The 22,181-nt window shown below is 37.7% G+C and carries 35 protein-coding genes and 4 pseudogenes; 9 read left to right on the top strand and 30 right to left on the bottom strand.

Annotated features, from left to right (window positions below; genetic code table 11):
- Positions 1–66: 66 nt before the first annotated feature.
- From LW139_RS07205 to LW139_RS07175, 10 genes and pseudogenes are all read right to left on the bottom strand, one after another.
- Complete coding sequence (locus tag LW139_RS07205; protein ID WP_247850928.1) at positions 67–375, bottom strand: hypothetical protein; 309 nt, start codon at positions 373–375, stop codon at positions 67–69.
- 116 nt (positions 376–491) lie between these two features.
- Positions 492–1,949, bottom strand: coding sequence for an ATP-binding protein (locus tag LW139_RS07200; RefSeq protein WP_247850927.1), 1,458 nt, complete (start codon positions 1,947–1,949; stop codon positions 492–494).
- Positions 1,950–2,115: 166 nt separating this feature from the next.
- A complete protein-coding gene (locus LW139_RS20705) occupies positions 2,116–2,325 on the bottom strand; it encodes an integrase core domain-containing protein (RefSeq protein WP_432652207.1) in 210 nt (69 codons plus the stop codon).
- Positions 2,318–2,443: a hypothetical protein gene (locus tag LW139_RS20565; RefSeq protein ID WP_279629001.1), complete on the bottom strand. Its 126-nt coding sequence runs from the start codon at positions 2,441–2,443 to the stop codon at positions 2,318–2,320. The genes LW139_RS20705 and LW139_RS20565 overlap by 8 nt, the downstream gene beginning before the upstream one ends.
- Positions 2,444–2,568: 125 nt before the next feature.
- Entirely contained in the window at positions 2,569–2,892 is a 324-nt protein-coding gene (locus tag LW139_RS07195; protein WP_247850926.1) for a hypothetical protein, read from the bottom strand.
- 139 nt (positions 2,893–3,031) lie between these two features.
- A complete protein-coding gene (locus LW139_RS07190; RefSeq protein WP_247850925.1) occupies positions 3,032–3,193 on the bottom strand; it encodes a hypothetical protein in 162 nt (53 codons plus the stop codon).
- 40 nt (positions 3,194–3,233) lie between these two features.
- Positions 3,234–3,317, bottom strand: a complete 84-nt coding sequence (locus tag LW139_RS20700; RefSeq protein WP_432206650.1) for a hypothetical protein — start codon at positions 3,315–3,317, stop codon at positions 3,234–3,236.
- Positions 3,304–3,591 (bottom strand): annotated as a pseudogene (locus LW139_RS07185) (lysis system i-spanin subunit Rz); the annotation flags it as partial. The pseudogene LW139_RS07185 and the gene LW139_RS20700, both read right to left, overlap by 14 nt.
- Positions 3,592–3,638: 47 nt before the next feature.
- Positions 3,639–4,070 carry a structural protein gene (locus LW139_RS07180; protein ID WP_247850924.1) on the bottom strand — a complete coding sequence of 144 codons (432 nt, stop codon included), beginning with the start codon at positions 4,068–4,070 and terminating at the stop codon, positions 3,639–3,641.
- Positions 4,063–4,369: pseudogene (locus LW139_RS07175) on the bottom strand (phage holin, lambda family). Before LW139_RS07175 ends, LW139_RS07180 begins: the two are co-directional and overlap by 8 nt.
- A gap of 195 nt (positions 4,370–4,564) precedes the next feature.
- On the opposite strand from LW139_RS07175, the gene LW139_RS07170 reads away from it, so the two are divergent.
- Together LW139_RS07170 and LW139_RS07165 are read left to right on the top strand one after the other, a co-directional pair.
- The gene (locus LW139_RS07170; RefSeq protein ID WP_109408906.1) at positions 4,565–5,191 is read left to right on the top strand and encodes a LysE family translocator; all 627 of its coding nucleotides are present in this window, start codon (positions 4,565–4,567) and stop codon (positions 5,189–5,191) included.
- A gap of 408 nt (positions 5,192–5,599) precedes the next feature.
- The gene (locus LW139_RS07165; RefSeq protein WP_247850923.1) at positions 5,600–6,076 is read left to right on the top strand and encodes a hypothetical protein; all 477 of its coding nucleotides are present in this window, start codon (positions 5,600–5,602) and stop codon (positions 6,074–6,076) included.
- Positions 6,077–6,133: 57 nt separating this feature from the next.
- Here the strand turns inward: LW139_RS07165 and LW139_RS20640 are convergent, their stop codons facing one another.
- The 4 genes from LW139_RS20640 to LW139_RS20630 all read right to left on the bottom strand — a co-directional run bounded on the left by LW139_RS20640 (position 6,134) and on the right by LW139_RS20630 (position 7,600).
- The gene (locus tag LW139_RS20640; RefSeq protein ID WP_348983674.1) at positions 6,134–6,298 is read right to left on the bottom strand and encodes an antitermination protein; all 165 of its coding nucleotides are present in this window, start codon (positions 6,296–6,298) and stop codon (positions 6,134–6,136) included.
- Between the two features lie 255 nt (positions 6,299–6,553).
- A complete protein-coding gene (locus tag LW139_RS20635) occupies positions 6,554–6,826 on the bottom strand; it encodes an antitermination protein (RefSeq protein WP_348983673.1) in 273 nt (90 codons plus the stop codon).
- 226 nt (positions 6,827–7,052) lie between these two features.
- Entirely contained in the window at positions 7,053–7,337 is a 285-nt protein-coding gene (locus LW139_RS07155) for a hypothetical protein (RefSeq protein WP_247850922.1), read from the bottom strand.
- Positions 7,338–7,444: 107 nt separating this feature from the next.
- Entirely contained in the window at positions 7,445–7,600 is a 156-nt protein-coding gene (locus tag LW139_RS20630) for a hypothetical protein (RefSeq protein ID WP_348983672.1), read from the bottom strand.
- 292 nt (positions 7,601–7,892) lie between these two features.
- Here LW139_RS20630 and LW139_RS20695 point away from each other — a divergent pair.
- Positions 7,893–8,186: pseudogene (locus tag LW139_RS20695) on the top strand (hypothetical protein).
- Positions 8,187–8,188: 2 nt separating this feature from the next.
- Positions 8,189–8,350 (top strand): hypothetical protein, encoded by a 162-nt coding sequence (locus LW139_RS07145; protein ID WP_247850921.1) that lies wholly within the window; start codon positions 8,189–8,191, stop codon positions 8,348–8,350.
- Between the two features lie 61 nt (positions 8,351–8,411).
- Here LW139_RS07145 and LW139_RS07140 read toward each other — a convergent pair whose 3' ends face one another.
- A complete protein-coding gene (locus tag LW139_RS07140; RefSeq protein WP_247850920.1) occupies positions 8,412–8,822 on the bottom strand; it encodes a hypothetical protein in 411 nt (136 codons plus the stop codon).
- A gap of 272 nt (positions 8,823–9,094) precedes the next feature.
- Between LW139_RS07140 and LW139_RS07135 the strand changes: the two genes are divergently transcribed.
- Entirely contained in the window at positions 9,095–9,268 is a 174-nt protein-coding gene (locus tag LW139_RS07135; RefSeq protein ID WP_247850919.1) for a hypothetical protein, read from the top strand.
- 301 nt (positions 9,269–9,569) lie between these two features.
- Here the strand turns inward: LW139_RS07135 and LW139_RS07130 are convergent.
- A pseudogene (locus tag LW139_RS07130) lies at positions 9,570–10,364 on the bottom strand (tyrosine-type recombinase/integrase); the annotation flags it as partial.
- Between the two features lie 319 nt (positions 10,365–10,683).
- Here LW139_RS07130 and LW139_RS07125 point away from each other — a divergent pair.
- A complete protein-coding gene (locus tag LW139_RS07125; protein ID WP_247850917.1) occupies positions 10,684–10,914 on the top strand; it encodes a DNA polymerase III subunit theta in 231 nt (76 codons plus the stop codon).
- On the opposite strand, the gene LW139_RS07120 is transcribed toward LW139_RS07125, so the two are convergent.
- The 12 genes from LW139_RS07120 to LW139_RS07065 form a co-directional block, all read right to left on the bottom strand.
- Entirely contained in the window at positions 10,911–12,401 is a 1,491-nt protein-coding gene (locus LW139_RS07120; RefSeq protein WP_247850916.1) for a hypothetical protein, read from the bottom strand. The genes LW139_RS07125 and LW139_RS07120 overlap by 4 nt on opposite strands.
- A gap of 7 nt (positions 12,402–12,408) precedes the next feature.
- The gene (locus LW139_RS07115) at positions 12,409–13,041 is read right to left on the bottom strand and encodes a DUF2612 domain-containing protein (RefSeq protein WP_247850914.1); all 633 of its coding nucleotides are present in this window, start codon (positions 13,039–13,041) and stop codon (positions 12,409–12,411) included.
- Positions 13,041–14,231, bottom strand: a complete 1,191-nt coding sequence (locus LW139_RS07110) for a baseplate J/gp47 family protein (RefSeq protein ID WP_247850913.1) — start codon at positions 14,229–14,231, stop codon at positions 13,041–13,043. Before LW139_RS07110 ends, LW139_RS07115 begins: the two co-directional genes overlap by 1 nt.
- A complete protein-coding gene (locus LW139_RS07105; RefSeq protein WP_049206563.1) occupies positions 14,228–14,581 on the bottom strand; it encodes a hypothetical protein in 354 nt (117 codons plus the stop codon). The genes LW139_RS07110 and LW139_RS07105 overlap by 4 nt, the downstream gene beginning before the upstream one ends.
- 1 nt (position 14,582) lies before the next feature.
- Positions 14,583–15,275, bottom strand: a complete 693-nt coding sequence (locus tag LW139_RS07100) for a Gp138 family membrane-puncturing spike protein (protein WP_247850912.1) — start codon at positions 15,273–15,275, stop codon at positions 14,583–14,585.
- Entirely contained in the window at positions 15,256–16,143 is an 888-nt protein-coding gene (locus tag LW139_RS07095) for a baseplate hub protein (RefSeq protein WP_247850910.1), read from the bottom strand. Before LW139_RS07095 ends, LW139_RS07100 begins: the two co-directional genes overlap by 20 nt.
- Entirely contained in the window at positions 16,130–16,405 is a 276-nt protein-coding gene (locus LW139_RS07090; protein ID WP_156733210.1) for a hypothetical protein, read from the bottom strand. The genes LW139_RS07095 and LW139_RS07090 overlap by 14 nt, the downstream gene beginning before the upstream one ends.
- Complete coding sequence (locus tag LW139_RS07085) at positions 16,406–17,104, bottom strand: phage baseplate protein (RefSeq protein ID WP_247850908.1); 699 nt, start codon at positions 17,102–17,104, stop codon at positions 16,406–16,408. It abuts the gene before it with no gap.
- A 73-nt stretch (positions 17,105–17,177) separates the two neighbouring features.
- Positions 17,178–17,681, bottom strand: coding sequence for a hypothetical protein (locus LW139_RS07080; RefSeq protein ID WP_247850906.1), 504 nt, complete (start codon positions 17,679–17,681; stop codon positions 17,178–17,180).
- Between the two features lie 96 nt (positions 17,682–17,777).
- The gene (locus LW139_RS07075) at positions 17,778–18,617 is read right to left on the bottom strand and encodes a phage antirepressor KilAC domain-containing protein (protein WP_201289782.1); all 840 of its coding nucleotides are present in this window, start codon (positions 18,615–18,617) and stop codon (positions 17,778–17,780) included.
- A gap of 144 nt (positions 18,618–18,761) precedes the next feature.
- A complete protein-coding gene (locus tag LW139_RS07070) occupies positions 18,762–19,571 on the bottom strand; it encodes a phage antirepressor N-terminal domain-containing protein (protein WP_247850904.1) in 810 nt (269 codons plus the stop codon).
- 70 nt (positions 19,572–19,641) lie between these two features.
- Positions 19,642–19,791, bottom strand: coding sequence for an Arc family DNA-binding protein (locus LW139_RS07065; protein WP_247850901.1), 150 nt, complete (start codon positions 19,789–19,791; stop codon positions 19,642–19,644).
- A gap of 107 nt (positions 19,792–19,898) precedes the next feature.
- On the opposite strand from LW139_RS07065, the gene LW139_RS07060 reads away from it, so the two are divergent.
- The 3 genes from LW139_RS07060 (at position 19,899) to LW139_RS07050 (ending at position 20,903) form a co-directional block, all read left to right on the top strand.
- Positions 19,899–20,147 (top strand): Arc family DNA-binding protein, encoded by a 249-nt coding sequence (locus tag LW139_RS07060; RefSeq protein ID WP_247850900.1) that lies wholly within the window; start codon positions 19,899–19,901, stop codon positions 20,145–20,147.
- Between the two features lie 11 nt (positions 20,148–20,158).
- Positions 20,159–20,419 (top strand): hypothetical protein, encoded by a 261-nt coding sequence (locus LW139_RS07055; RefSeq protein ID WP_247850898.1) that lies wholly within the window; start codon positions 20,159–20,161, stop codon positions 20,417–20,419.
- 157 nt (positions 20,420–20,576) lie between these two features.
- Entirely contained in the window at positions 20,577–20,903 is a 327-nt protein-coding gene (locus tag LW139_RS07050; protein ID WP_247850896.1) for a hypothetical protein, read from the top strand.
- Positions 20,904–20,905: 2 nt separating this feature from the next.
- On the opposite strand, the gene LW139_RS07045 is transcribed toward LW139_RS07050, so the two are convergent.
- Together LW139_RS07045 and LW139_RS07040 are read right to left on the bottom strand one after the other, a co-directional pair.
- A complete protein-coding gene (locus LW139_RS07045; RefSeq protein ID WP_247850895.1) occupies positions 20,906–21,163 on the bottom strand; it encodes a hypothetical protein in 258 nt (85 codons plus the stop codon).
- 162 nt (positions 21,164–21,325) lie between these two features.
- A complete protein-coding gene (locus tag LW139_RS07040; RefSeq protein WP_247850894.1) occupies positions 21,326–22,138 on the bottom strand; it encodes an OB-fold putative lipoprotein in 813 nt (270 codons plus the stop codon).
- Positions 22,139–22,181 lie beyond the last annotated feature (43 nt).

Genomic DNA, 22,181 nt, shown 5'->3' with positions numbered 1-22,181 from the left:
CAATCGATGGCATACTGAGAAAAACAAAATTCTTTTTCATTGTATCTGGCGATATATATAAAATAATTAACAACCAATCATTTCGCCTGATTTAGTGATCGTACATTTATTTCCTTCACTATCTTCAGTATGACAGCCCGAACTATCGCACCAGCTTTTAATGGAATATTTGTTACCCCCACTATCAACAGAAAATACTTCTGTTGATCCATCAGGATTATCTCTATTTCCTGACGTTATTGAATAAGAGTTTCCTTGATTATCATGAGATCGGATCGTCTCATCTCCGTCTGAATTCTTTGTTGAATCAGTACATATTCGGTATGCGCCACTACCAATACATTCACCAGCTAATACATTAGTGTATGCAAACAAAATTGCAGTAAAAATTAGTATTTTTTCACAACATCATCCTCGTTAATTAACTTGTTTTTAATTTAGTTATTTATGATGCAATTGATAGCAGATTTAACACCTATTAATTATTGCTATTACCAAAACTTATACCAAGGTTTTTTTATTTCTATTATATTATTGTCATTAATTTCATTGCTTTTTTTATTTATTAACAATAAGTGATATGCATTGCCTATTTCATCAGTGAGCACACTCTCAAACTCTCTATTCACATCGGGAAGTCCAGTTTTTGCATGTACTAATTCGTGAACCAGAGTTCCACTAAACATAGAAAGTGACTTTAGTGTTTTTCGTGACAGCACAATACATTTTGAATTAGGATCCCAACAGCCTAATGTCTCTCTCATTGTCATATCATCTAACCGCATAGTATCAGAAAGTTGTATATCAACCACGCCGTCAGGTAGATCACCAAATATCCTAACTATTTCATTCTTATATTGATAAATTTCTTTTTCTGCTTTAGAAAGTGCCGTTTCATTTATAAATGAAAATACAAAACTATTGTTATATACTTGTTTGAAATTATTTATATCATTTATGATGTTCCCCTCAATATCTTTAGAGTCTGCAATTCGCATTCTTAAATTATGAGGAATAGTGACTATTCTTACTCCGTTCGCCCTAGCCTCATCAATCAGAGAACTATGCATCATCCCCTCTTCAGAAGTAACAAACATCACACTTTCTGATGAATTCAAAATCGATACAGCATGCTCTTGCACATCAATCCATGATAACTCATCATGCATAGTTCCATATTCATAACCAGCCATATCATCAGCAAGCTTATCGATCACAACTTCGTTCTTAGACGATAATAGGATTCTTTTTACTGTGTCAGTATAAGCACTACGACCAACATTAGTTCTTTCTCTATTAATTGATTTTTTTAATTGGGTATTAAGACGAGTAATATTGTATGAGAACAAAAAGTTTTCTTCTCTGGCAACTAACACACCATTTATATAAATTTTTCCTTCATCACCATTATTCTCAATTACCTGCCCATACCCAGTGGTATCTATAACTTTAGAGCCACTGAAGTTAAGAAAAAGTAATTTAGCTTCCTCTACTTCATTGTCATCAATGTTACTTAACTTTACTTCTGTACCAATAAATTCTGTATCTAGTGGCTCTTCAATAATTGCATGTAGCGTAGTTATATCGCCAAAACCCTGCTTGGTCATTTTTGTAGTTTTTATAATGCCATACTTTGATTTTATTAAGCATTCAATCCCATGTCGCTCAAATGTTGCCAAAGCATCTTTTAGCCCTATGCCGAATCGACCAATAACATTTCGAGCATTTAGTTTTTCTTGATTCTCGTTCTGAGTTAAATGAGTATAAGTGATGCCTCTACCAAAATCCCTGATAATCCAGTTATTCCCATTGTTTGATATTTGAACTTGATCTGTATTCGTTAATATCTGCTCATCTAATGCATTAGCAATGATCTCTCTAACTGCATGTCTAACTTTCCAGTTTTCCAATATTTTCTCTATATTTAAATCAAACGCCTTCGTACTCATACTTATAATATCCCCATAAATTGATGAGAGATATTTAACCATTTAAAAACCAATAAGCGTTACTGTACTTATTTACAGCAATGAAAAACCTAAATATGAAGCTTCATTTTATGGAATAAATTGACTAATCCTGATATAGATTGACAACCTTTCAGGCATAAAACGCTCAATAAACCTCATCAGGCATTTTATAATTTAATGACAAATGTGGTCTCCTTTCATTATAAAACTGGATTGATTCTCTAACTAATTTTCTAGCTTTGGCGAGAATTATCATCGGGTAGATACCGATAGCTAGAACTTTTTTCTTACCACCTATACGTTTATAGTCCCTATCCTTGGGTTTCTTAGTTGCTATTACGTGATATTTACTCACTACTCAACCCCACTTCTTGGCCTTCAAACACAATTTCTTTCTTGTAGCAGAGCTTCACTAACCAGTGGCGCCAATGATAAACAATGGGTACATATAACGGCGCAGTGTCATTTTGCAATGCAGTGTTCCTGTTTTTTATATTCCTTACACAATAAGAAAACCCCCAGTAATTGGTTGTCCAACTATTGGGGGTCACTTCAAAAGCAGGCTTTGTGATATTAAATATATGTTCTAAAGTTAAAATTATCTAGAGCAGTAATCAACCGTCATACTTTTGGGTGAAGCAGTAACATAAAATTTCCCTGTTTTCCCCACTGCTTTGATAGCATTTCTGAGCTTAGTTGAAATAAGATTAATTGCACCTTCCGCGCCTAGCTTTATATCATCAATATCCAACACTACATCAGCAACTTCCACAACCCCCAAATAAGTATTACTTGGTAAGTCTAACCCTGAACGATCTGAAGATGTTTCAAAACCCAGATCAGTTAGTGTTCTTTCCATCACTCTATACTCTGTAGTTTTACAATAATTAAGGTCAAATGTTACTAATACTGAAAATTCCATATAGCCTCCTAGTATATTTGTGAAGAAATATATATCGGAAAAGTAACCTAAAACTTTATTAATATTTATAATTAGATTCTAACTAATAGTTACCTTATCTAAGTTATTAGATTCTAGGTATATTTTTGCTATTGGATTATCAATTGTCCATATTGCTTTTTTGTAATAGATGTTCTGCGAGTTTTAATGAAAAATAATGTGCGTATTTGCTACCAGAAGCATCATATTTGTATTCAAGAGGCTCACTCTCTTTCATGAATGATTCTATTTTTGAAGCAAGCACCTCTTTATCTTCATTCATCGTAAACACTCCGTCCTAATATAATCTTGCAACCCTTTAATCACTTACTCTGACTCTGCAATTCGCTCTCTGAGTAGCCAATAATTTCTGATAGCAGTGTCAGTAGGTCGGGCGGTGGTTGCATCATCCAAGCTGGTGGCGAAATTACAGGCGCTCTTTGGACACTCGGCTTTGATATACACCCGCTTAGGATTACGCTTACTAATATCACGCAAGCGACTTATTTCATTCTTTGCATTATAAAGCTCCTGCTGATGATCACTATCGAGTTTATTTAACTTATCAATGCGCTCTTTATAATTGCTATTAATATTAATTTGCTCAGACAAATCCTTGCTGAGTGATTCATTCTCGTTACTTAACGTTTTTATTTTTGCATTTGATAAACTTAATACCATTAATAGAGCACTTAAAAGTAAGAGAAAAAACCATGGGATATATTTACTCATAGCAATAACCAAGCATCTTCATAAACCCTATCTGCATAAAGCTGATACCCAAGCTCAACGCCTACGATTGCTTTTGCTAAAGAGATAGCAACCTGTTTTGATTGAGTGTCTATCTTGTCATTAATGCCAACACCAATCTCTTTCGATTCGCGAGTGATATAGCCATTGGTATTGTTCTCAATTGGCGGTGCGTACTTATTAACAATTGCTGATACTGAGTTCAAACCATATTTACGTTGATATGTTTGAGTTAGTTTATAAATTGCTCTGATGCCATACTCTGGCGACTCAAAGACACAGAATCGAGGGTTAGGCACTCCCGTTTCAATACCGACCAAACCTTTCCATTTATTACGTGGGTTATAGTCAATGTTGCCGGGGTTATTGTTGCGCTCACCGCGAGCCGGCTCACGATTAGATTTAGTCATTTCTCAGCCCTGCCTTACCCTTAATGAGTTTGCTTAACCCATCTACACCGACATATCCAATGAATACACTAGACAGATATGCCAAGTCATGATTAAGACCTAGTAGCGTTAGGAGATCTTTTACAAACCATGCAAACAACGCGCACATAGCCGCCATCAAATAATGTTTTCTTCCAGCCACCGCCGTTGTACTTACCACGACCAGTTGCTAGTGATGCGCTAATTCCTTGCTCTTTATGAGCAGCGATAACTTGGAATACCTGATCCCAAAATTCAGGGGTTTGTTTCATATGATTCATACTCACCCCCTATTTGGAGGAACTAGTTAATAGAAAGCCGACTCACAGCTTTTGTGTGAATGTGAGGTGTTGTGATTGATTCTGTGGTCGGCATATACGAAAAAAGACCGCCTAAGCGATCTTCTGAATGATTCTTTTCAGCTTATATGTATGATTAACTTGCAAACACTCATTAAAAAATACAAATGGAATTATATGGAACTTTCAACACTACTTCTTTTTATCCCAGCCTGCTTTGCTTTAAATCTCGCGCCGGGACCAAACAACCTACTTTCAATTAATAATGCAGCATACTATGGCTTCACTCATTCATGTGCTGGAGGTCTCGGTAGATTGCTCGCATTTGTGATTATGATTGTTCTGGCTTCGTTTGGACTAGCTGTAGTATTACAAACATCAGAAGTCATTTTCAGCACAATTAAATTTGCTGGAGTTGCTTACCTTCTGTGGCTAGCATACCAATTATGGAAATCCCCAACCTCTGAATTCAGTATCACCGAATCCAAATGGGATACATCCATATTTAAATTAGCAAAACAGGAGTTTTTTGTGGCAGCAGGAAACCCAAAAGCAATCCTAATATTCACAGCCTTTCTTCCTCAGTTTATTAACCCTCAAATTGAGGCTGGCCAACAGTTTTTAGTGCTTGGTTCACTATTTTTGCTTCTTGAATTCATAGCGATCATGTTGTACGCCTTGTTGGGTTTGCACATGAAAAAATTACTCAATAAACCAAAGGCTAAAACTATCTTTAACCGAACTTGTTCTGGCCTTTTGGCAGGCGCTGGAGTAATGCTTTTACTTTCCCCGAAAAACAATTAAACAAGACGCCTTAATAACTAATATGTGACCTGTAATGATTATTTACAGGTTGCAGATAACAAAAAACCCCGCCGAAGCGAGGTCTTGATAAAATTCAGTGTGGTAAGTAATAAATCGCCCACTATTTAAAATAGATAAGGCAGTTACGGACAAATTGCAAATTACAATTTAAATATAAATAAATACAATACCAATAACGCTTTATATACTTAATACAAATTACTATTGATTATAGGTGATTCTAAGGCTGCTAAGTTTTTTTTCTAAAGCGATGAAAATATCACAAGATAAGTACTGGATACCCAATGCATCAGTAACGCAATAGTTATAATAATTAACAAAAGCAGGTATCTAAATTAGGCCATAACGCATCGTATACTTTTAAGTAATAAACTAAGGTTATATTTTATGCTGAAATTAACTACTTTTATTTTTACTATAGTTACATCATTAAATTGCCTAGCAATACCACTAGTTAATGATGATGGAAATATTGGATTAATTGAAAGAGAGCTAAACAACAAAAATCAAAATACAAAAAATGAGATAACTGATCCTTTAGCCCGTAGAATTTATGAACAGAATCTAGCACTGTTAGACCAATTAGAAAAAGATAGATTACAAAATAAGAAGGAAAATTTTAGTAATAGCCCGAATTTATTCCCATCCAATAAATATATTAATGTTACTGGGTATTTAAAAGCACAAGGATTTGGTAATATGTCGGGTCAACAGCAAATTAATTTACTCAAAGAAACACATAAAACCATCAATAAAGTGTACCCAAATAAAGTTACACTATCCAAGATTGCACTCATATCAATGAAAATACCAGGTTCAAAAATTTTCGTTAATAACAATGGAGATATCCAAACTATTGACTAATATTTATCTCAATCAAAATCAAAATGGAGCAGGTTATTGCTCCATTATCGAATTATATTAATCTCTCGTAACACTACCAAATGACTGTTCAGCTAAACTTTCTTCGATAAAGCATTTGCTAATTAACTTCTCATAGAATGGCTTCCAATTTCTACGCCACGTCCTTTCATTAAGCTCTGGTAATAGTTTACTAATTGCTTGATATGCGGCTGAAGAAGGCATTCACTTATATCCTCTGCCCGCACAGCGAGGGCAATCTTTAAATACAGGTACACCGCCTTATAATTCCGTTTACTCTTCATCTAAAACCTTTCCGCGTCCTTTACAGCGACAACGATAGGTTAGTTTTCCTTTTCCATTGCACGTTTCGCACAACTCACCGACATTTTATTTTTCAGTCCAAGGCTCAATGATGACAGTTCCATCAATACTTGTTTTCCCTTGGTACTTAACGACATCTTTGCGACTGTAAATTAGTCATTTGCCTGCACACGCAGAACATTCACAAACCGAACCTGCTGAACGGACATAATCTTCAAACACCATTTTAGCGAGGATCACTAAACAGTAGCCCAACTTATTACCCGCCGATTTCGCCACCAGCCTTGGTGTCACTTTAAGTGCATATTGTGTTAACTGCTCTACTATGCTGAACTTATCTTTTTCATTCACGTCATTCTTAGCAAAAAAAGCAGACATGCCAAACTTAGCGCACTGTTCTGTCATACCAAGCGCACCTGCAGTATCCATTCATTTCATTCTATTGGGATCTGTACAGTTTGGTGTATCGGTGAGCATCGGTGACTTTGGATAAAACTGTTTTAATGCTGACTCTAATTTCATGCTAATACTCCTCGTGCCGTACACACGTTAAATAAATGCACCGATACCTAATGAACGGTTTAAAAAATGAAATAACAATTCGATTTGATTGCCGTGAGTGACTTCCCATTGCTTCGGGTCTCGATGTAACTCGTCATGATGAATGACGAATATGATTATCGTGATGCCAACAAATGCGGATCACGCCAGCCTCATTAAATGTCGTTACTAACTCATGGTGATGATAATTATCTTCATCTTTATCAATCTGGTAGCATTTGATATTACAGATAACCCACGTATCCATCGGTGATACTTGATCTATGGTGTGGATTACTTTTTTGCTATTAAGAAATTGAATGATGTGCTTATTGTTTAAAATTGGCTGTTCATCACCCGTTAATGCGCCTGAGGGCAACACGTCTAAACTTTTAGGCACATCACTAATAATCACACGATGGTGATTTTTAAATTACTCAAGTAATTCAGCACCAGGTTTAAGCAACACAACACCAAGTTCTGGCTGAATATAAGGCGTTAATAATTTCATGCACTCACCTGTTTATTCAGCATCACCATGCGGATCAATTCATCCGTTTTACTCTCAAAGAAATGCGGTTGGGTTTCGCGAGGATTATTAGGGCTGGTCATATTCTTCCCAAATTGACGTCCTCTAGCAGTAACAGACCAAAACTCTTTCATTTTGTTGGCTGTTTTCGTACTTGGACGTGATAAACGCTCAACAATGCCTAGTTCGGCTAATCATTTATAGGCTTGCTGTGCTGAAATAGGTAAGTTGTGTTTGTTGATCAGCGTTGATAATGCAACTGTTGGACGACTGGAACCATCCATAGAACCACTTGGCGCATCAATCGTATACTGGGTCGTAATAACTGATATTTAGGGAGGCGAGAAAGCTGTTTACCTCGGCATGGCTTGTAAGTAGGAGATCAGCACCTACCGCCAATCACCAAAGATCACTTAGGAGGCAAATATGGCAACTATTACTTTCTTACCAGCTAAAGATAATTTAAATATACGTAGATATAAGCGCAACGGAGAATACTACAAGCAACGTAATGAGTTAAAAGCTAAATAGAAAAATCGCTAAGTGGAAGAAATATGGGATTCGATATTTGGCGTTGATAAACCAGAACGCCCAGTTCTATCTCTCAAGCCAACAAAGCATTATCCAAGTGGAGATAACTGTTGCTTACCTAATGTAGCTGTATTTTCAGGAGTTAAAACAAAACAGCCGAGCCGTGAGTTCGGGGCTACGGCGAGGTAGATATGATAACAACCAATCGATTTGCACAAGAATGCAAAGAATCTCAGCGTAAATATATGGGTTACGCTAAGTCAGATCTAAAAAATCCAATAGTTCGTAAAAGTTGGGTACAGCTTGCATTAATGATGCGCCGACAAGCTCGTGAATGGGCAGCTATGAGTTAACTAATTACAAACCATTCTGTGGGCTGTGGTGAGTTGATTAATAGATAGGAGATACAAAATACTAACTGCGAGATAATAGTTTGTTTGAACGTAAATAATCATGACATGAAATCAACTCCTCTGCCGCTTTACTTTTACGCTGATTATCAAGTATTAGCATTAAATCCATTATTACATTTTTATCTGTTTCGAATTGAAGCTTAAACTCTTCATTCATAATATAAATTTTTGATTCACTATGATTGTATTCTTGATTGTAATCATGAATGGCCTGTCGCCTATACACTGATACAGACAAGACTTGCCCATGATCATCATTATCGACTATTGAAGCCGTGCTAATAGATTTGCATCTAACTTCTTTTGACGCATTACTAGATTCAAATTTCAAACAAACATTATCAGGATTGTACTGATTTGCGGCCATAACAGGTGTAGAGAATAAGAGTGCAGCAACGATAAGTAATTTCATAATCATAAATCCATTTAATTTTTAACTAAATGGATTATATCAGTATTTTTGTTAATAACGGAGGGAGTATGACAGATAAAAACTACGATGCACATTACAAGAGTGATAGATCTATTACCTCAGCATCATTACGCGACAAGTTCACAATGGCTACTATGCAAGGAATTTAGCTAATCCGGCTCAGCTTGATAACGTCAATGACAAATCAGCTGAATGGATATCGCGGGATGCGTATCGTGTTGCAGATGCAATGTTAAAGGCTAGGGGGTGATATGGAATTTGAAGGTAGTAAAACACCATGGCACATTGGTTCACATCCATTTGAATACCGAAACAGACATACTATTCGGAGTGACGATAATCCGATGGCAGGCCACAATAAGCCAATTCAAGCAGTAACTATCGGCAAGATGACTATTTCACAGTTTGGAGATGGTCAGCTTTAGATAGAAGAGTCAAATGATGAACATGGCGGTTCATTTAGGGAATCTGATATCGCCAAATTACTCGAAGAGTACCACGCCAAGAACTTCTAGTTTTACCCACAGCACCAACACCAGAGAAACCAAATAACAATCGCTATCTCAATAGTGAGAATTTCGCATGAACATAGACACTATATTCAGTGCCCTACTTCTATTCGTAGTCATTTCATTAGGTCTAATTATCGTAAGATAAATTATGAAAATTAACCAAGATATTTTCCGTCTGGTGCAAGCTCAGGCGCAGGCAGCTATTCATAATTATTTGTTCTGGTAACTTCCATGTCTTGCTTTCAAAGTCGATAAATGACCATTCTGATTTTCGCAACTCTCCCGGTCTTAAACCGGTAAGCATTAAGATGTTTAAAGCAGTTCTTACTATCTGACTTCCTTGAAATTTATCTACTGAAGATAAAAACTCTGGCAATTCATCGGCTAATAGGTACGGGTAATTCTCTCGTTGATGTGGAATAAACGCGCTGGCTAAATCTGGTGCAGGGTTATATTCAGCTCGTCCAGTGATGATGGCGTATTTCCAAACCTCACCACAGCGCTGACGAACTTTTTTTAATTTCTCTGTAACGCCACGCTTTTCCATTATCGAAAGCACTTCAAGCAATTCGAGAGGTTTAATCTCTGTTATTGGGCGATCTCCGATATGTGGGAAAACATCATTTTCAAATGCCTCCATCATGTCATCACGATAACCCTCAGACCATCGGTCTTTCCTTCCATTAAACCACTCTAAAGTTATCTTTTTAAATGTGTTCTCTGATTGGCCACTAGCCTTATCCTTTTCTTCTTTTCTTGCCTCAGCTGGATCAGTTCCATTTGCAACTAGTTTTCTAGCACTATCCCTTTTTTCTCTAGCTTCATTTAATGTAATAACAGGGTATATGCCAAGCGATATCATCTTTGATTTACCATTGAACTGATATCTGAATCTCCACCCTTTTGATCCATTAGGTTCAACAATTAAAGACAGTCCGTTGCCATCACCCAGTGAATAGACTTTTTCGCGTGGTTTGGCTTTTTTAATCGCCATGTCCGTTAGCTTCATAAATCACCAGTTTTGTATAGGGTAATTCTATACAAAAAACTATACAACAAATGGTAGAGCTTTCAAGAGACTTCAGGAGACAATGATTTTGTTGGAATGCGGAGGAGAGAATAAAACAAAGAGATTAACACGTTGATTTAAATACAAATAAATATAAAGATAAATTTTCATACCCCCATAAATACCCCTTTCGGATTTTTAGAGGTTATTTTTTGATAAGGACATGAGGATAAAAAAAAGAAAGGTGATACTTTTATACCACCTCTGATTTTTTAATTCCACACCCTGCTATACTCTCCAAAAACTAACCGGATCTGTTATGAACCTCGCAAACCTAACTCAAGAAGAAAAAGACAAAATTAATGTCGATTTAGCTGCTTCAGGTGTCGCATATAAAGAACGCCTCAATATGCCAATTGTTGCCTCAGAAGTTGAACGACAACAACCAGCACATTTGCGCGAGTGCTTTAATGAACGACTAGCGTTTTATCGTGAGAGAAGTAAGAAGTTACCGGATGGAAAATCGGTGCAGTATTTGAAAGAAAATTAATCTAAAACATAAACCCCTTTAGCACTACCGTAAGTGCTGTCATTGAGTTTTAGTTTCTTGCCATCAGTAGATACTATAAACTCCCAAAAAGCCGCGGCATGCACAGCCACTGCAATTTTTAAGTTGGGTATTGGTGGGACGAGAAATCCTGTATATGTGTCTCCACTACCATCCCTCTGCACATAAACATACTTACCTAAAATGCTCTCGCTTAAAGTTATCTCAATGACCGCTGACGCACCGTTAAAATCCCCTACTTTTCGCCATTGTTTATATATTCCACTTTTTTCATAACGCGCATCACTCTCGGACTTGGTATATGAACTCCCTGCTTGTGCATAATTTCCTTTTAGTTGGTAATTGTTTAAATCTGATTTTAACGCGTAACTACCTGCTGGTTGATAATCCCCTTTCGGCTGTTTGCCACCCAACTCTTTAGTCACCAAATCCAAGCTGGGCACTTTATTAACATCATTTGCTAATTGCTGAGAAATGCTGGCTTTATCAACCTTTTTATTAAGCTCAACATTCATCTCTGATGTTGTTGGGTATGTGCCTTTCGGTTGGAATCTTTCATTTGATTCATTTTTGCTATATGAATAGCTATTAAGTGAAATTACCCCTGATTCGTCTGGCAAGGTGAGGTCTATTGTTTTACCGTCACTCTCCATTCGAATGTACTTTGCACCGCTATCATAAGTAACAAAATACAGGCTATTTAATTTATTGTTTGATTCAGATCCAGCAAGTGTTGTTCCAAACAAGGAACCGCTAAAAGACTGACGAGATGTTGACGACTTATTGGCATAATCCCCTTTCGGCTGTTTGCCACCCAACTCTTTAGTCACCAAATCCAAGCTGGGCACTTTATTAACATCATTTGCTAATTGCTGAGAAATGCTGGCTTTATCAACCTTTTTATTAAGCTCAACATTCATCTCTGATGTTGTTGGGTATGTGCCTTTCGGTTGGAACGCATCAGTAGACGCCTTCTGGCTCATTACGCTTGTTTTTGATGTGCCTGTGGATTGTACGATTGCAGATGATTCTAGTTTTTTTGATAGTTGATCAAGTAAATCATCAGTCATTACCAGTTTCCAAGATGTTTTTATTTGTTCTTGGTTTGCTGTGTTGAAGTTGACCTTATTATTATCAATTATGCTTTGGTAGTATTTTTTCTCATCTTCTGATTGAAGAATTGCCCCTTTTGGGTAGCCATTAATAGCTGTTGCATAATCAGCAGAGAATTTAAATACACCACCCTTTGAGATATGAACGATGGTTTCACACATCTGATTCAGGATGCCGTTAAAGTCTTGCCCTTTAGGTGGCAAGCCACCTGCACTAACTGGTAGCATGGTTATCTGACCAAACCCCTGATCCCATGTCGCTTGGTTGCTTTCCATGCTTGTTTCGTATTTTTCAGGGATGACATTTTTCTGCCCGTTCTGTGCGAAAGGCTTAGATATTAATTTTGGATTTTTCATTTCTTACCTATTTAGTGAAAGGCGCTTGATTGAATGGTTGGAATCCACTGCCGTAGAATCCAAAATATTCATTTGTAGGGAGTTCATTTACACCAACATCAACACCTGATGGGCGTGGCAAAATGTTGTGATGAAATATTAAGTTCTTTTCTAATTCTGATAGCCGGTACTCAAATACATATCTTGCCTGCATGTGACCAGTGATCAGGTAATATGCTTTTCCTCTCGGAAACGAGGCTTTAAGAAAAGCGTTAATATTTGGTGCTGTTGCATAAAGGATGTTTGAATAGGCTTTTATGATGATAACTTCACGATAAGTGTCATCAGACATTTCATAAGTCACATCACCAGGATTACCTCCAAAAAAAGGCGCTTGCCCAAAAGGGCTAAATTTTTCCGTTCCCTCAAACCCGAAGTAATTATCGTCAGGATCTGGAATTGAAAGCCCTCTACCAATGCCAACTATTCTCCCCCATATATCCAGACCAAACCCAACAGCAGAATGTAAGTTGACCGCCATATTGTAGAATTCTTCTACATGGCTACGTGGGTCGATGGCTTGATTGGCTGATTTTAGTATTGCGAGGATATTAGGAGAGTTGGCATATTGGCTGAGTAATGTTTCTCTAATATCAATCATTACTCTATCCTTATGTCATCTACCGATAACACTGGAAACTCATCTATCCCAAAATCAATGTAACTCGCCAAAGCAGAGCCTTTTCTACTAACCTGAATATTGATTAATCGTGAGGTTGTTGCTTGCGCCACGCCACATACATAATCACTCGCAATTAATCGCTTGCCTATCTGTCCTTTCCCTCTACCAGTCGTGAACTCTTCAGTAATAGCTTTGATGATGGCTTGTTTTGCTTGGTGAGTTAATTGGGTTTTATCTTCAACGGTAATTGTGAATGTAACAGCGATATCCGTTGGTCGAATAAATTTAACTGTGTACTTAGGTGGCATGTAAGGAAAGTTTTCTTTATCTTCATAAGTAACTGTTGTGTTACCTACGAACGAGCACCCAGTACCAGCTTTCGTTAATATTTGCTGTGCAATTTCTTCGTTATCTCCACCAACAACTGAAACAGCGATTGAGTTTCTGATTAAAGAGTATTTTGTTTTACCCACCTGAATAGTTGCATCTGATGGGTTATCAACAACATAGCAATCAATAACGCCTTTTAGATTAGCTACTGCACCATAAGTTGCTGAATTGGTATTCTTGGCGTTCTTTGCGACAGATTCAGATCTGCGATATTCGAACTCTTGTCTACTTTCAGCATTTCTACCCGGTATTCCTGCAGTTCTGTTTGATACCGAATCCAGTCCACTGATGCTTTTAGTTAGTTGATTAATAACACCTACTGGTGCATCGATAGCGCCTGAGGTTAAACAGTTAGCCTTAACTACTGCAACGCCAGATTCATTAATTACTGACTCTTCAGATGTTGACCAGAATAACCCTCTATCATCACTAACTTGGTAGTTTGCAGGTATCACAACACCACTCAATCCGTTAAAAGTTAATTCAGCTACAGAAGGTGTCGCTTGTTTTCGTTGCATAAAGTAGATGTAACCTAGCGCGTCCTGCATTTGACCTGATGCATAGCGTGGGTCAAAGCTGTTTAATAGGTTAATCATAAAGTTTCGTTCATCAGTAATAACGGCTGATAACGTGGTGACTAACTGGCCCTGTGGTGTATCCATCGATGTATTGATGTTCTCACCAAAACACCCCTTCATTAACTGCCATAAACCATCTATTACTTCCTGAGTAGTTGGTGCGACGATACCTTGAGGAAGTATTTGTACTGGTGGGATCATAATGAAATACTCCCTTTGTTTCCTTTATTGTCAGTGAATAAAATCCTGCCTCTAACCACTCTGTCATTTGCCGTTGATAATTCAGCGGTAGCCGTAACGACATTAGGAACGGAAAGCGCAGCCTCTTCTAAATTCTGCCGGTATAGAGAAAGCGAGTAGCGATTCTTACCTAAGATATCCTCCAAATAAGGAATCCCCTCATTTTGTGAGTAATAGAGGTCTTTCATAAACACTCGGCACTTATTAGCAACTGATTGAGCCGTCTCATACTGTTCAGAGGCAATAGCGAGGTTTCCCGATACATCAAGGGTCAGATCCCATGTGTCGGGTAGTAGAAATAATGTTTTCATTTTATACCTGCTGGTTTGGTTGGTTCGTATCAGAACCTTGACCGTTTTCTCTGTGAGTGTGACCGTTGTAAGTGGTTCGCATTGATGCCATTGTTTGAGTGTTGCCCTGACCAGTATTGTCAGTAATATGGCTTGCTGATTGTAATGTTGAGGTGGTTTCTACTGGAGCATCTAAAACAACCTTAGTTCCTTTCATTTTAATAACGCCAGTCGATACAACATCTATTCCACTTTCTAGGAAATGGATAAATTGGGCAGGCGCTCCATTAAGTATCCCCCCGATATACAAGCTATCAGCCCAGTCATATCGACGCTTGCTATCTGGCGCCGCCTCACCCTTCGTGCGCTTAAATTTTGAGATATCACGAGAACAAACAAGGCAAATACCCAAGTCGCCTACTTTAGGGTCGATAATTACCGCATTAGCACCGCCCTGATAACGAAAGTAAGGAACGTTATGGATAACTGCGTTTTTGTAAGTATTCCCCGCTCCGTCAACTTGAAGCACCAGAGGCATGATATCTAACAATCCAACCGCGTCAGTTCCGCTTGGTTTAATCGCCACAACCTTACAGACAGTGGTAGTTGCTACGCGCCCAATCAATGAGTTAATAATCATCTCTTGAGTGCCAATACCGCCAGCCATATCTTTAGGGCCATAGAGTGAAGCCGTCTCATTTTTTGATTGCGACATTTCTATCTCCTAATGTTTGTGTTGAGACCTCCATGTGCCACCTTGCCGATTCTTGCTCAGTCTCAAGGATTGACCTGATCCCATAAATCAGCCAGTCTCCATTGCAAAAATTAACTTCACTATCTTTAATTCTGGCGATGCCACCAAAGCGAATTAGCGGATCAAAGAAACACTTAAAATTGACACCAGTCATTGTCGGAGTGGGGTAGCCAATTAATCCTGTTTCAGGAGAGATAACAGGGATTTTAATTTTCCTTGGTTGTCCTTTTGGTGTTATGGCCACAAGATTATTTTCAAGATAAAGGTCAAGGTGAGCATCGTCAGCGAGTTTTCTGACTTTCTTCATGTCCGTATCACAAAGATAAACATCATTGAGCTTTGCATTCACATCGTTACTTTCTAACGTGTAACCAATCCTTTCGCATATCTGCCCCATAATGTTGACTACGTCCTGGTAGCCTTTGTAGCTTTCAGCATCAACAGGAGCCATACTTTCAAGCACTGCTGTTTGTGATTCAATAATCAGAGCAACATTAGGCACGTCACCAAAATCAGGGTAGGCAAATGTAATACCACCTTTAAACACAGGCACTAGCTCGCTATCCTGATCCCCTGCCTCTATTGCTATTGTGTCTCTTAGTCCGTTTAATGAGTTGAACTTAATGCGTAGTAATTTATCCGCTGTCTCAATCGGTAAGCCGTAAATCTTCACTCTGGCACTAGGTGCAGGAGAGCCATTTCCATAGTTAATTTCAGCGCTCGCCCTCAATCCAATAGCAGACAGGCTATTTTTATTCTCAGTAGAAAATGATTGATTCTCACCGGACAGCGTTAATGTTATGCGCAAAACTTTTCTATTGAATGCCATCGTTCCACACCAACTTATAACGTGAGCCTAACTCTGAATACACTGGATCTGTATTCCCCTCGATATCGACGAATATCAACCACTGACAAATGTAAGTAAGGTTTCGACAAATGCGATTACACACCAGATATTCACCATCTCGTTTTACTGTGGCAAATAAGTTTTCAAGTCTGGTTTCTAACGTGAGTTCGTAAAGTGTGTTATTGATAGTGAATGAGGTTGATTGGTTTGGTGTGGGTGATAGTTTTATTTCAAAATTCATTTAACCTCCAGAAACTTGACCTTGTATGAACTTCATCGCTTCATCATACGACTTGATAGCAGAATCCCACCCATTTTTTAGTAGTTCAACCCCTTGGTATAAATAACTATCTCCACTATTCCAATCAAAGTTAAACCCCTGAGATTCCACCTTTTGAGTCTGATCGCCGGTATCTTTCACCTTTGAATCATCTGGCTTGGTAACTTCTTCCTCTGCATAGCTAACTGTGACCTCTCGAATTTCTTCAAGATGTACGTTTACTTTAATAAGTGTCGCCCCGTCTTTAGCCTCTCGCGCTAGGTCATACCCGACGATATTTGCAAACTTGTAGACAAATTCAGGCGTGATAACGATAAATCGCAATGTGCTTTTAGATAGAATTTCAAGTTGAGCCAAGAAAGCACCACGCTCTAAAGCGCCACCGCTACCTTTGCTCATTTGTACGGTAGCTTTCCACGGATCACTTATTTTGTTGTAACTGGCAAATGTGCCTCTTTCGATAGGCGCATTTACAACACGGCTTTTGTTTTCATACTGGAGTGATATCACGTTATCAGCGAGTAATAACGGAACACCGTATTCATTGAATATTCCCCAGTAGTTACCGAACAAGGAGTTAATTAACGCAGCACCGCCTAGACTAATTCCTGCATCTAATCCAGCATTAGGTAATCCCTTCCAGTTTGGTATATCTGGCATTCCGAACATGGCAACCTCTAATTTTAGGTAATAAAAAAGGCCGCTTATGCGACCTTATTGAGAAGTTTTATTTCTAGTTAAAATCATCTAATCGTGAGATGTTTGCATACGTCTCATCTTTCATTGCCTTGCAAACCTCAGTGAAGTCACCATCTTTTATTGTAAATTCTTTGCTTGGTCTGCCATTAACTCTCACAAAAAGTTCTTCTGCAAATTTATCTGATGCCATATCCACAGAACATGATGATGTCTCACCACCTCTAGGATCATCGTTTACAACGGTTAAGAAATTCATGGTCACTTGATGCTTTGAAATATCATTTAGGTGCTCAAAGTGCTGACCAACACCATGCTGATAATTAACGCTTACATAATCGGTACCGTAGCCATCAATATTTGTCCATGTGTCGTTTTCAAGTTCGAGAGATGAAATAAAATCTATTCGTAACTTTTCTGCACTTTCCTTTATAAAGTCAATTCGCTTCTCCTTCTCTTTTTGTAAACCTACAGCTCGCTCACGCAATTCTTTGTATGTAATGGTCATAAGACGTCCTCTGTTGCAGTTTAAAGATTTCATCTTATCACCTCCTAGTGGTTTATACATGCAACGTGAAAAGCCTCAATTAAGAGGCGTGGTATGTGATCTCAAGCAAGTCGTCCTTGGCTTGTGTGTTTAAGCTACTTCTTTGAATTCCTTGTCATGTGTAAATAAACCATCCCAGTTCTTTTTCATTGGTAATTCACCAGCAAGATAGAGATCATAAAGACGTTTAGCGCCTTTCTTTAATAAAACTGGTTGATACTTAATGAAAGGTTCGTGACCGTGTGGATTAATTTCACTCTGGTTTTCTGTCATGTACTTATCACGAGCGTATGAAGCAACACGCCAGCGAATATTTTTACCTGACTTACTTTCGTTATATAGCCAGTTGCGTTCAGCTAACCACATTTGAACTTGTTGAGTGTTTACGCCGTTAAGCATTTTACAAAATTGAGTCGGTGTCATGCCTTCTTTGAATAGGTTAGACATACACTCAACTTTATTTGTTAGTTCTTTATTTGAAGATTCAAGCGCTAATACTTTTTCAGTGTAATTTAATAAAGCAGAACGTAAGAATTCAGGGTCATTAAGTGCAACAATTGGTGTAGCCTTTCCTGATTCTAAGTCATACCAGCGTTTAATTACTGCGGCTCGGCGCTTTATATCATAACCAGTCACTAAAATTTCAGAGTGGTATCGGTCTAATAAAAACTCATAGACGTAGCCTCTATCGTCAAATATTGGGATAACTCCTTGAATATTATGATGATCCAAAAACTGCATCATCTTTTTCTTGTTGGTATCCCATTTATATGATTTAACATCTTCATCATTATTTACTGCATATAGTGCAGGAACCATTGCTCGAATGTCACGGTGAATGTGAGAAACTTCCTTACCTGTTAATTCCGCAATCTCACGACTTGACATAGTGACATTTGTTTCATGTGATGCTAAAGTTAATTCGTTCATTGAAACATTTCCTTCTGGGTTTTGTTTGGGATTAGCCAATAGCTCGTAACTATTGGCTTTTCTGTTTTTAGTGCCTATCAATGTAATAACTCCTCTTTAGTTCTGCTCTCCAAGTGTTTTAGTGCCCATCCTTGGGCGTTATGTTTACTTGGTTAATACAATATGTTTACCAGTGATACTTTTATGAAGTAGCATTAAAAATGAATAGCCATCTTTAAAACGATCATACAAACTACCAGCAATAGGTGAATCAACACTGCGTAACGCTGGGTATAAATCAACTTTCCAAGCTGTATAGATAGCCTCATATTGATTTAAAAGTGCCTTGATGTTATGTGCATCTAAATTACTGTTAACGCGAGTGTTGATTTTCTCTTTTTGGTCATCTTTAGGAATGTATTCACCTTCAAGTACAAATTTGTGAATATACTCAACCGCATCGGGTATCTGATCTGCGGTTAATTCTTCAATGCTACTAACATTGAATTTCTGGTGAACAAGAGAATAGGCTTCTGGATACATAATGCCTTTCTTGCTGACTAATAAATTAACAGCGTTCTTTAATGGGTTTCGTTCCTGAACAGTTGATTTGTGTTTTTTCTTAACTTCACCAGTAGTCCAGTATTCGTAAAGTACATCGTCACACTCTTCTTGATACTTGATTACTTTATCGCGGATCTCTGGTTTGACTTTGTTAGGCATTATTGAAAATAGCCAGCCAGTTAATTTGTGCATTGCTAAACAAACAGTCTCTTGAGCACCACCAATTGAAGGTATCACCATTTTGATCATACCTTTAGCAAAACGTTGATTTAGCTTTCTTAATTGTGGCTCCCAAGATAGCCCCATTCCTTCGACAATTGGTTTCATCGGCACGTATGGTCTACCATCATGATTGACGATACACAAATTGTTACCGTGGAAAGGTACGTTAATTGTTGATATAGTATTCATAGTTCGTTTTCCTTTGATTTACGAGCCAACTCTAAGCCCAGCTTGTTCGCGCAAGTTGGGTTTTCTTTTTCTAGCAAACCAATCCATCCTCTTCTAAGGTTCTACGGATTCGGCTAACTATCTCTTTACTGAAAGTTCTGTCATTTTTTTTAGCTAAAAATTCAAGTAACTCTCTTATCTCTTCTGGGAATCTAACCGTTGAAGGCTTTGACTTTTTCATTATCCATCCTTGTATTCTTTTGTATTTGGTACGCATACATATTAATTGGGTACGTCTTGATAGTCAATAGATACCTACCTACTCTATAAAAAAATATAGGAGTAGGTATGACAGAGAGAAAATATAGGCATCCTCAAGTTAATCTAAGGATACCTTTGGAGCTAAAAGAGAGACTAGCAGAAATCGCTGAAGCCAATGGCAGATCATCAAACCAAGAGATGACAGCGGCACTTGAGGCTTGGGCTGAACGAAACAAGCATATTCATGTTCTCACTATTTCTGACTTGGCAGAGAAGGTTGATTCGCTTGAATATGAAATTAGTCGCATAAAGAAAAAAATAAACTTAGATAATTAATGGGTTAAAGAATGGAAGATGAAATATATAAAGAGCTATCTATCCAGCCATTTGTTGTGGATCTAGCAAAGAAATATAAGGGTGTTTACCCTTTTGATATAAGTACGATTAAAGTCGAACACTATGACGAATTTGGTCAATGTGTTGTGTATCTTGGATTTGAAGATCAATTCGCAATTAAAGACGCCCAAGGATCTTGGCGACTAGCCACGGCAGAAGAGTGCGTGCAGCTTAAGCAAGGTAACCTAAAAGGGTCAATGAATCTGATGTAGAAGTATTTAATCAGGGTGTTTTTCTTTAATCGCCGCAAGGAGTTCATCCCTTGCTATTTTTGTCATAACATTAACTTTGAATCCCAATATCATAGCTAAGCCAGCTGCAACTAGCTTCACGCCCGTGATAAGGGAAAACCTTGTAAAGGGGGTTGTTTTGAGTCGGAAATCAATCACGGTTAAGGTTCCTTATGAAGATAGGGACTTTAGCATTCTTCTTAAAGAATACAACGTTCCATATAAAACGTCTGGTCAAACTGGATTAGCGTTTGACTGTGACGGGTCGCTACTCTTTCTTGATTTAGTCAAGGAGTCAGCACCACACTTCGCTGCAGTCGCGGCAGTTCTTACAGCATACCTTGCTAGAAATAAGAAAAAGAAGGTTTACATAAGAGCTGGCAGTAAAGAAATTGAAATAACTGGTTACTCGCCTGAGCAGATAAGAGAAGTTGTTACCTCCATATCTTCAATTGATATAGAGTAAGTTCACTTCAATGCTCTTTCCACTATATCCAATGCCATTCTTGAATGTGGTGAGTCACTTTCATCATATGGCATTGTGTTTGTTAATATTGGCTCTGCGCCTTGCATCTGTGTGTAATATTTAACCCAACCATTGCTAAACTCGGTTATCAGGAATTTACCGCTAAAAACTTCATCAACAAAAACAAGTTTAAATCTTTCATTGCCCGACAATAGACCACCTTTGCTTTCTTTATTCAGGTAAATATCAAGTTGATTCATTGTGTTACTCCTTAAAATAAAAGGGCACGGATGCCCTTGTTTAGTCTTTGTAACTAAGGATGATAGAACATTCTTTATCTCTCAATCCCCACAGATCACCAGCGCCTATCCCGCAATTGTCTTGAAGGGTTCTTATCGCTAGTCGTCCATACTCGTAACTATTTATTTTGCTTTAATGAACCCACTTATCACCTTGCTTGCATGTGGGTATTTATCATTAAGTTCTTTCTCGTGCTTATTAATAAATACGAATAGAGACACCAGTCTCTTTTCTTTTTCTTCATCATTCAACCCCAGTGATTTTGCTGTAATCTTATTCTGAAAGATATTAGAGATGAAACTTTCACATTCGACTCTACTTTTACAATTATTCCCTATAATATCAAAGTATTGAGTATATAAGATATAAGATACCCCATCAATTAAGTTCTCTAGAGAATCTCTTATCTCACCTTTACCCATGTGCTTTATAACAAAATCCCTTGTTGATACACAGTCATTTAACACTGGGCTCCCCATTACGAAACCGCCACCTTTACACACCATATCTATGCGATCACCTGAAGATAAGGACAAGATGTATTTATCATTTTTATCTATATTTAATATAGCGCTTCCAGAAAACACTTCTGGAGATAAAGTCCTTATAATTCCTCGTCCTGTAAAATCTTCTGAAATACTCTCTGCAACAGCAACAATCCTTATTTCTTTATTCTTATATTTCTTATTGGCAAGTATTTCATTATTTTTGTATTCACTATAAATATAACTATCACTTAGTGGATTGAGGAAATACTCTGACAATACAAATGAATTTTTTCCATTATGCAGAGCATTCATTTCACTTTCTACAAGCCTATTTTTCAATGAGGCAGAAAACGTGTTGTACACCTCTTTATCTTGAGGTTCAGGCAAAGCAAAACAGTTGAAAGATATTAAAGCTATAACAGCAACAGTGAAGAAACCTTTAATCATTACCAACCTCACAAGTATGAATTTAAAGTTATTGTGCCACCAA

The sequence above is a fragment of the Proteus vulgaris genome (assembly GCF_023100685.1).
Lineage (GTDB): Bacteria > Pseudomonadota > Gammaproteobacteria > Enterobacterales > Enterobacteriaceae > Proteus.
This window is presented reverse-complemented; position numbering and strand designations above follow the sequence as displayed.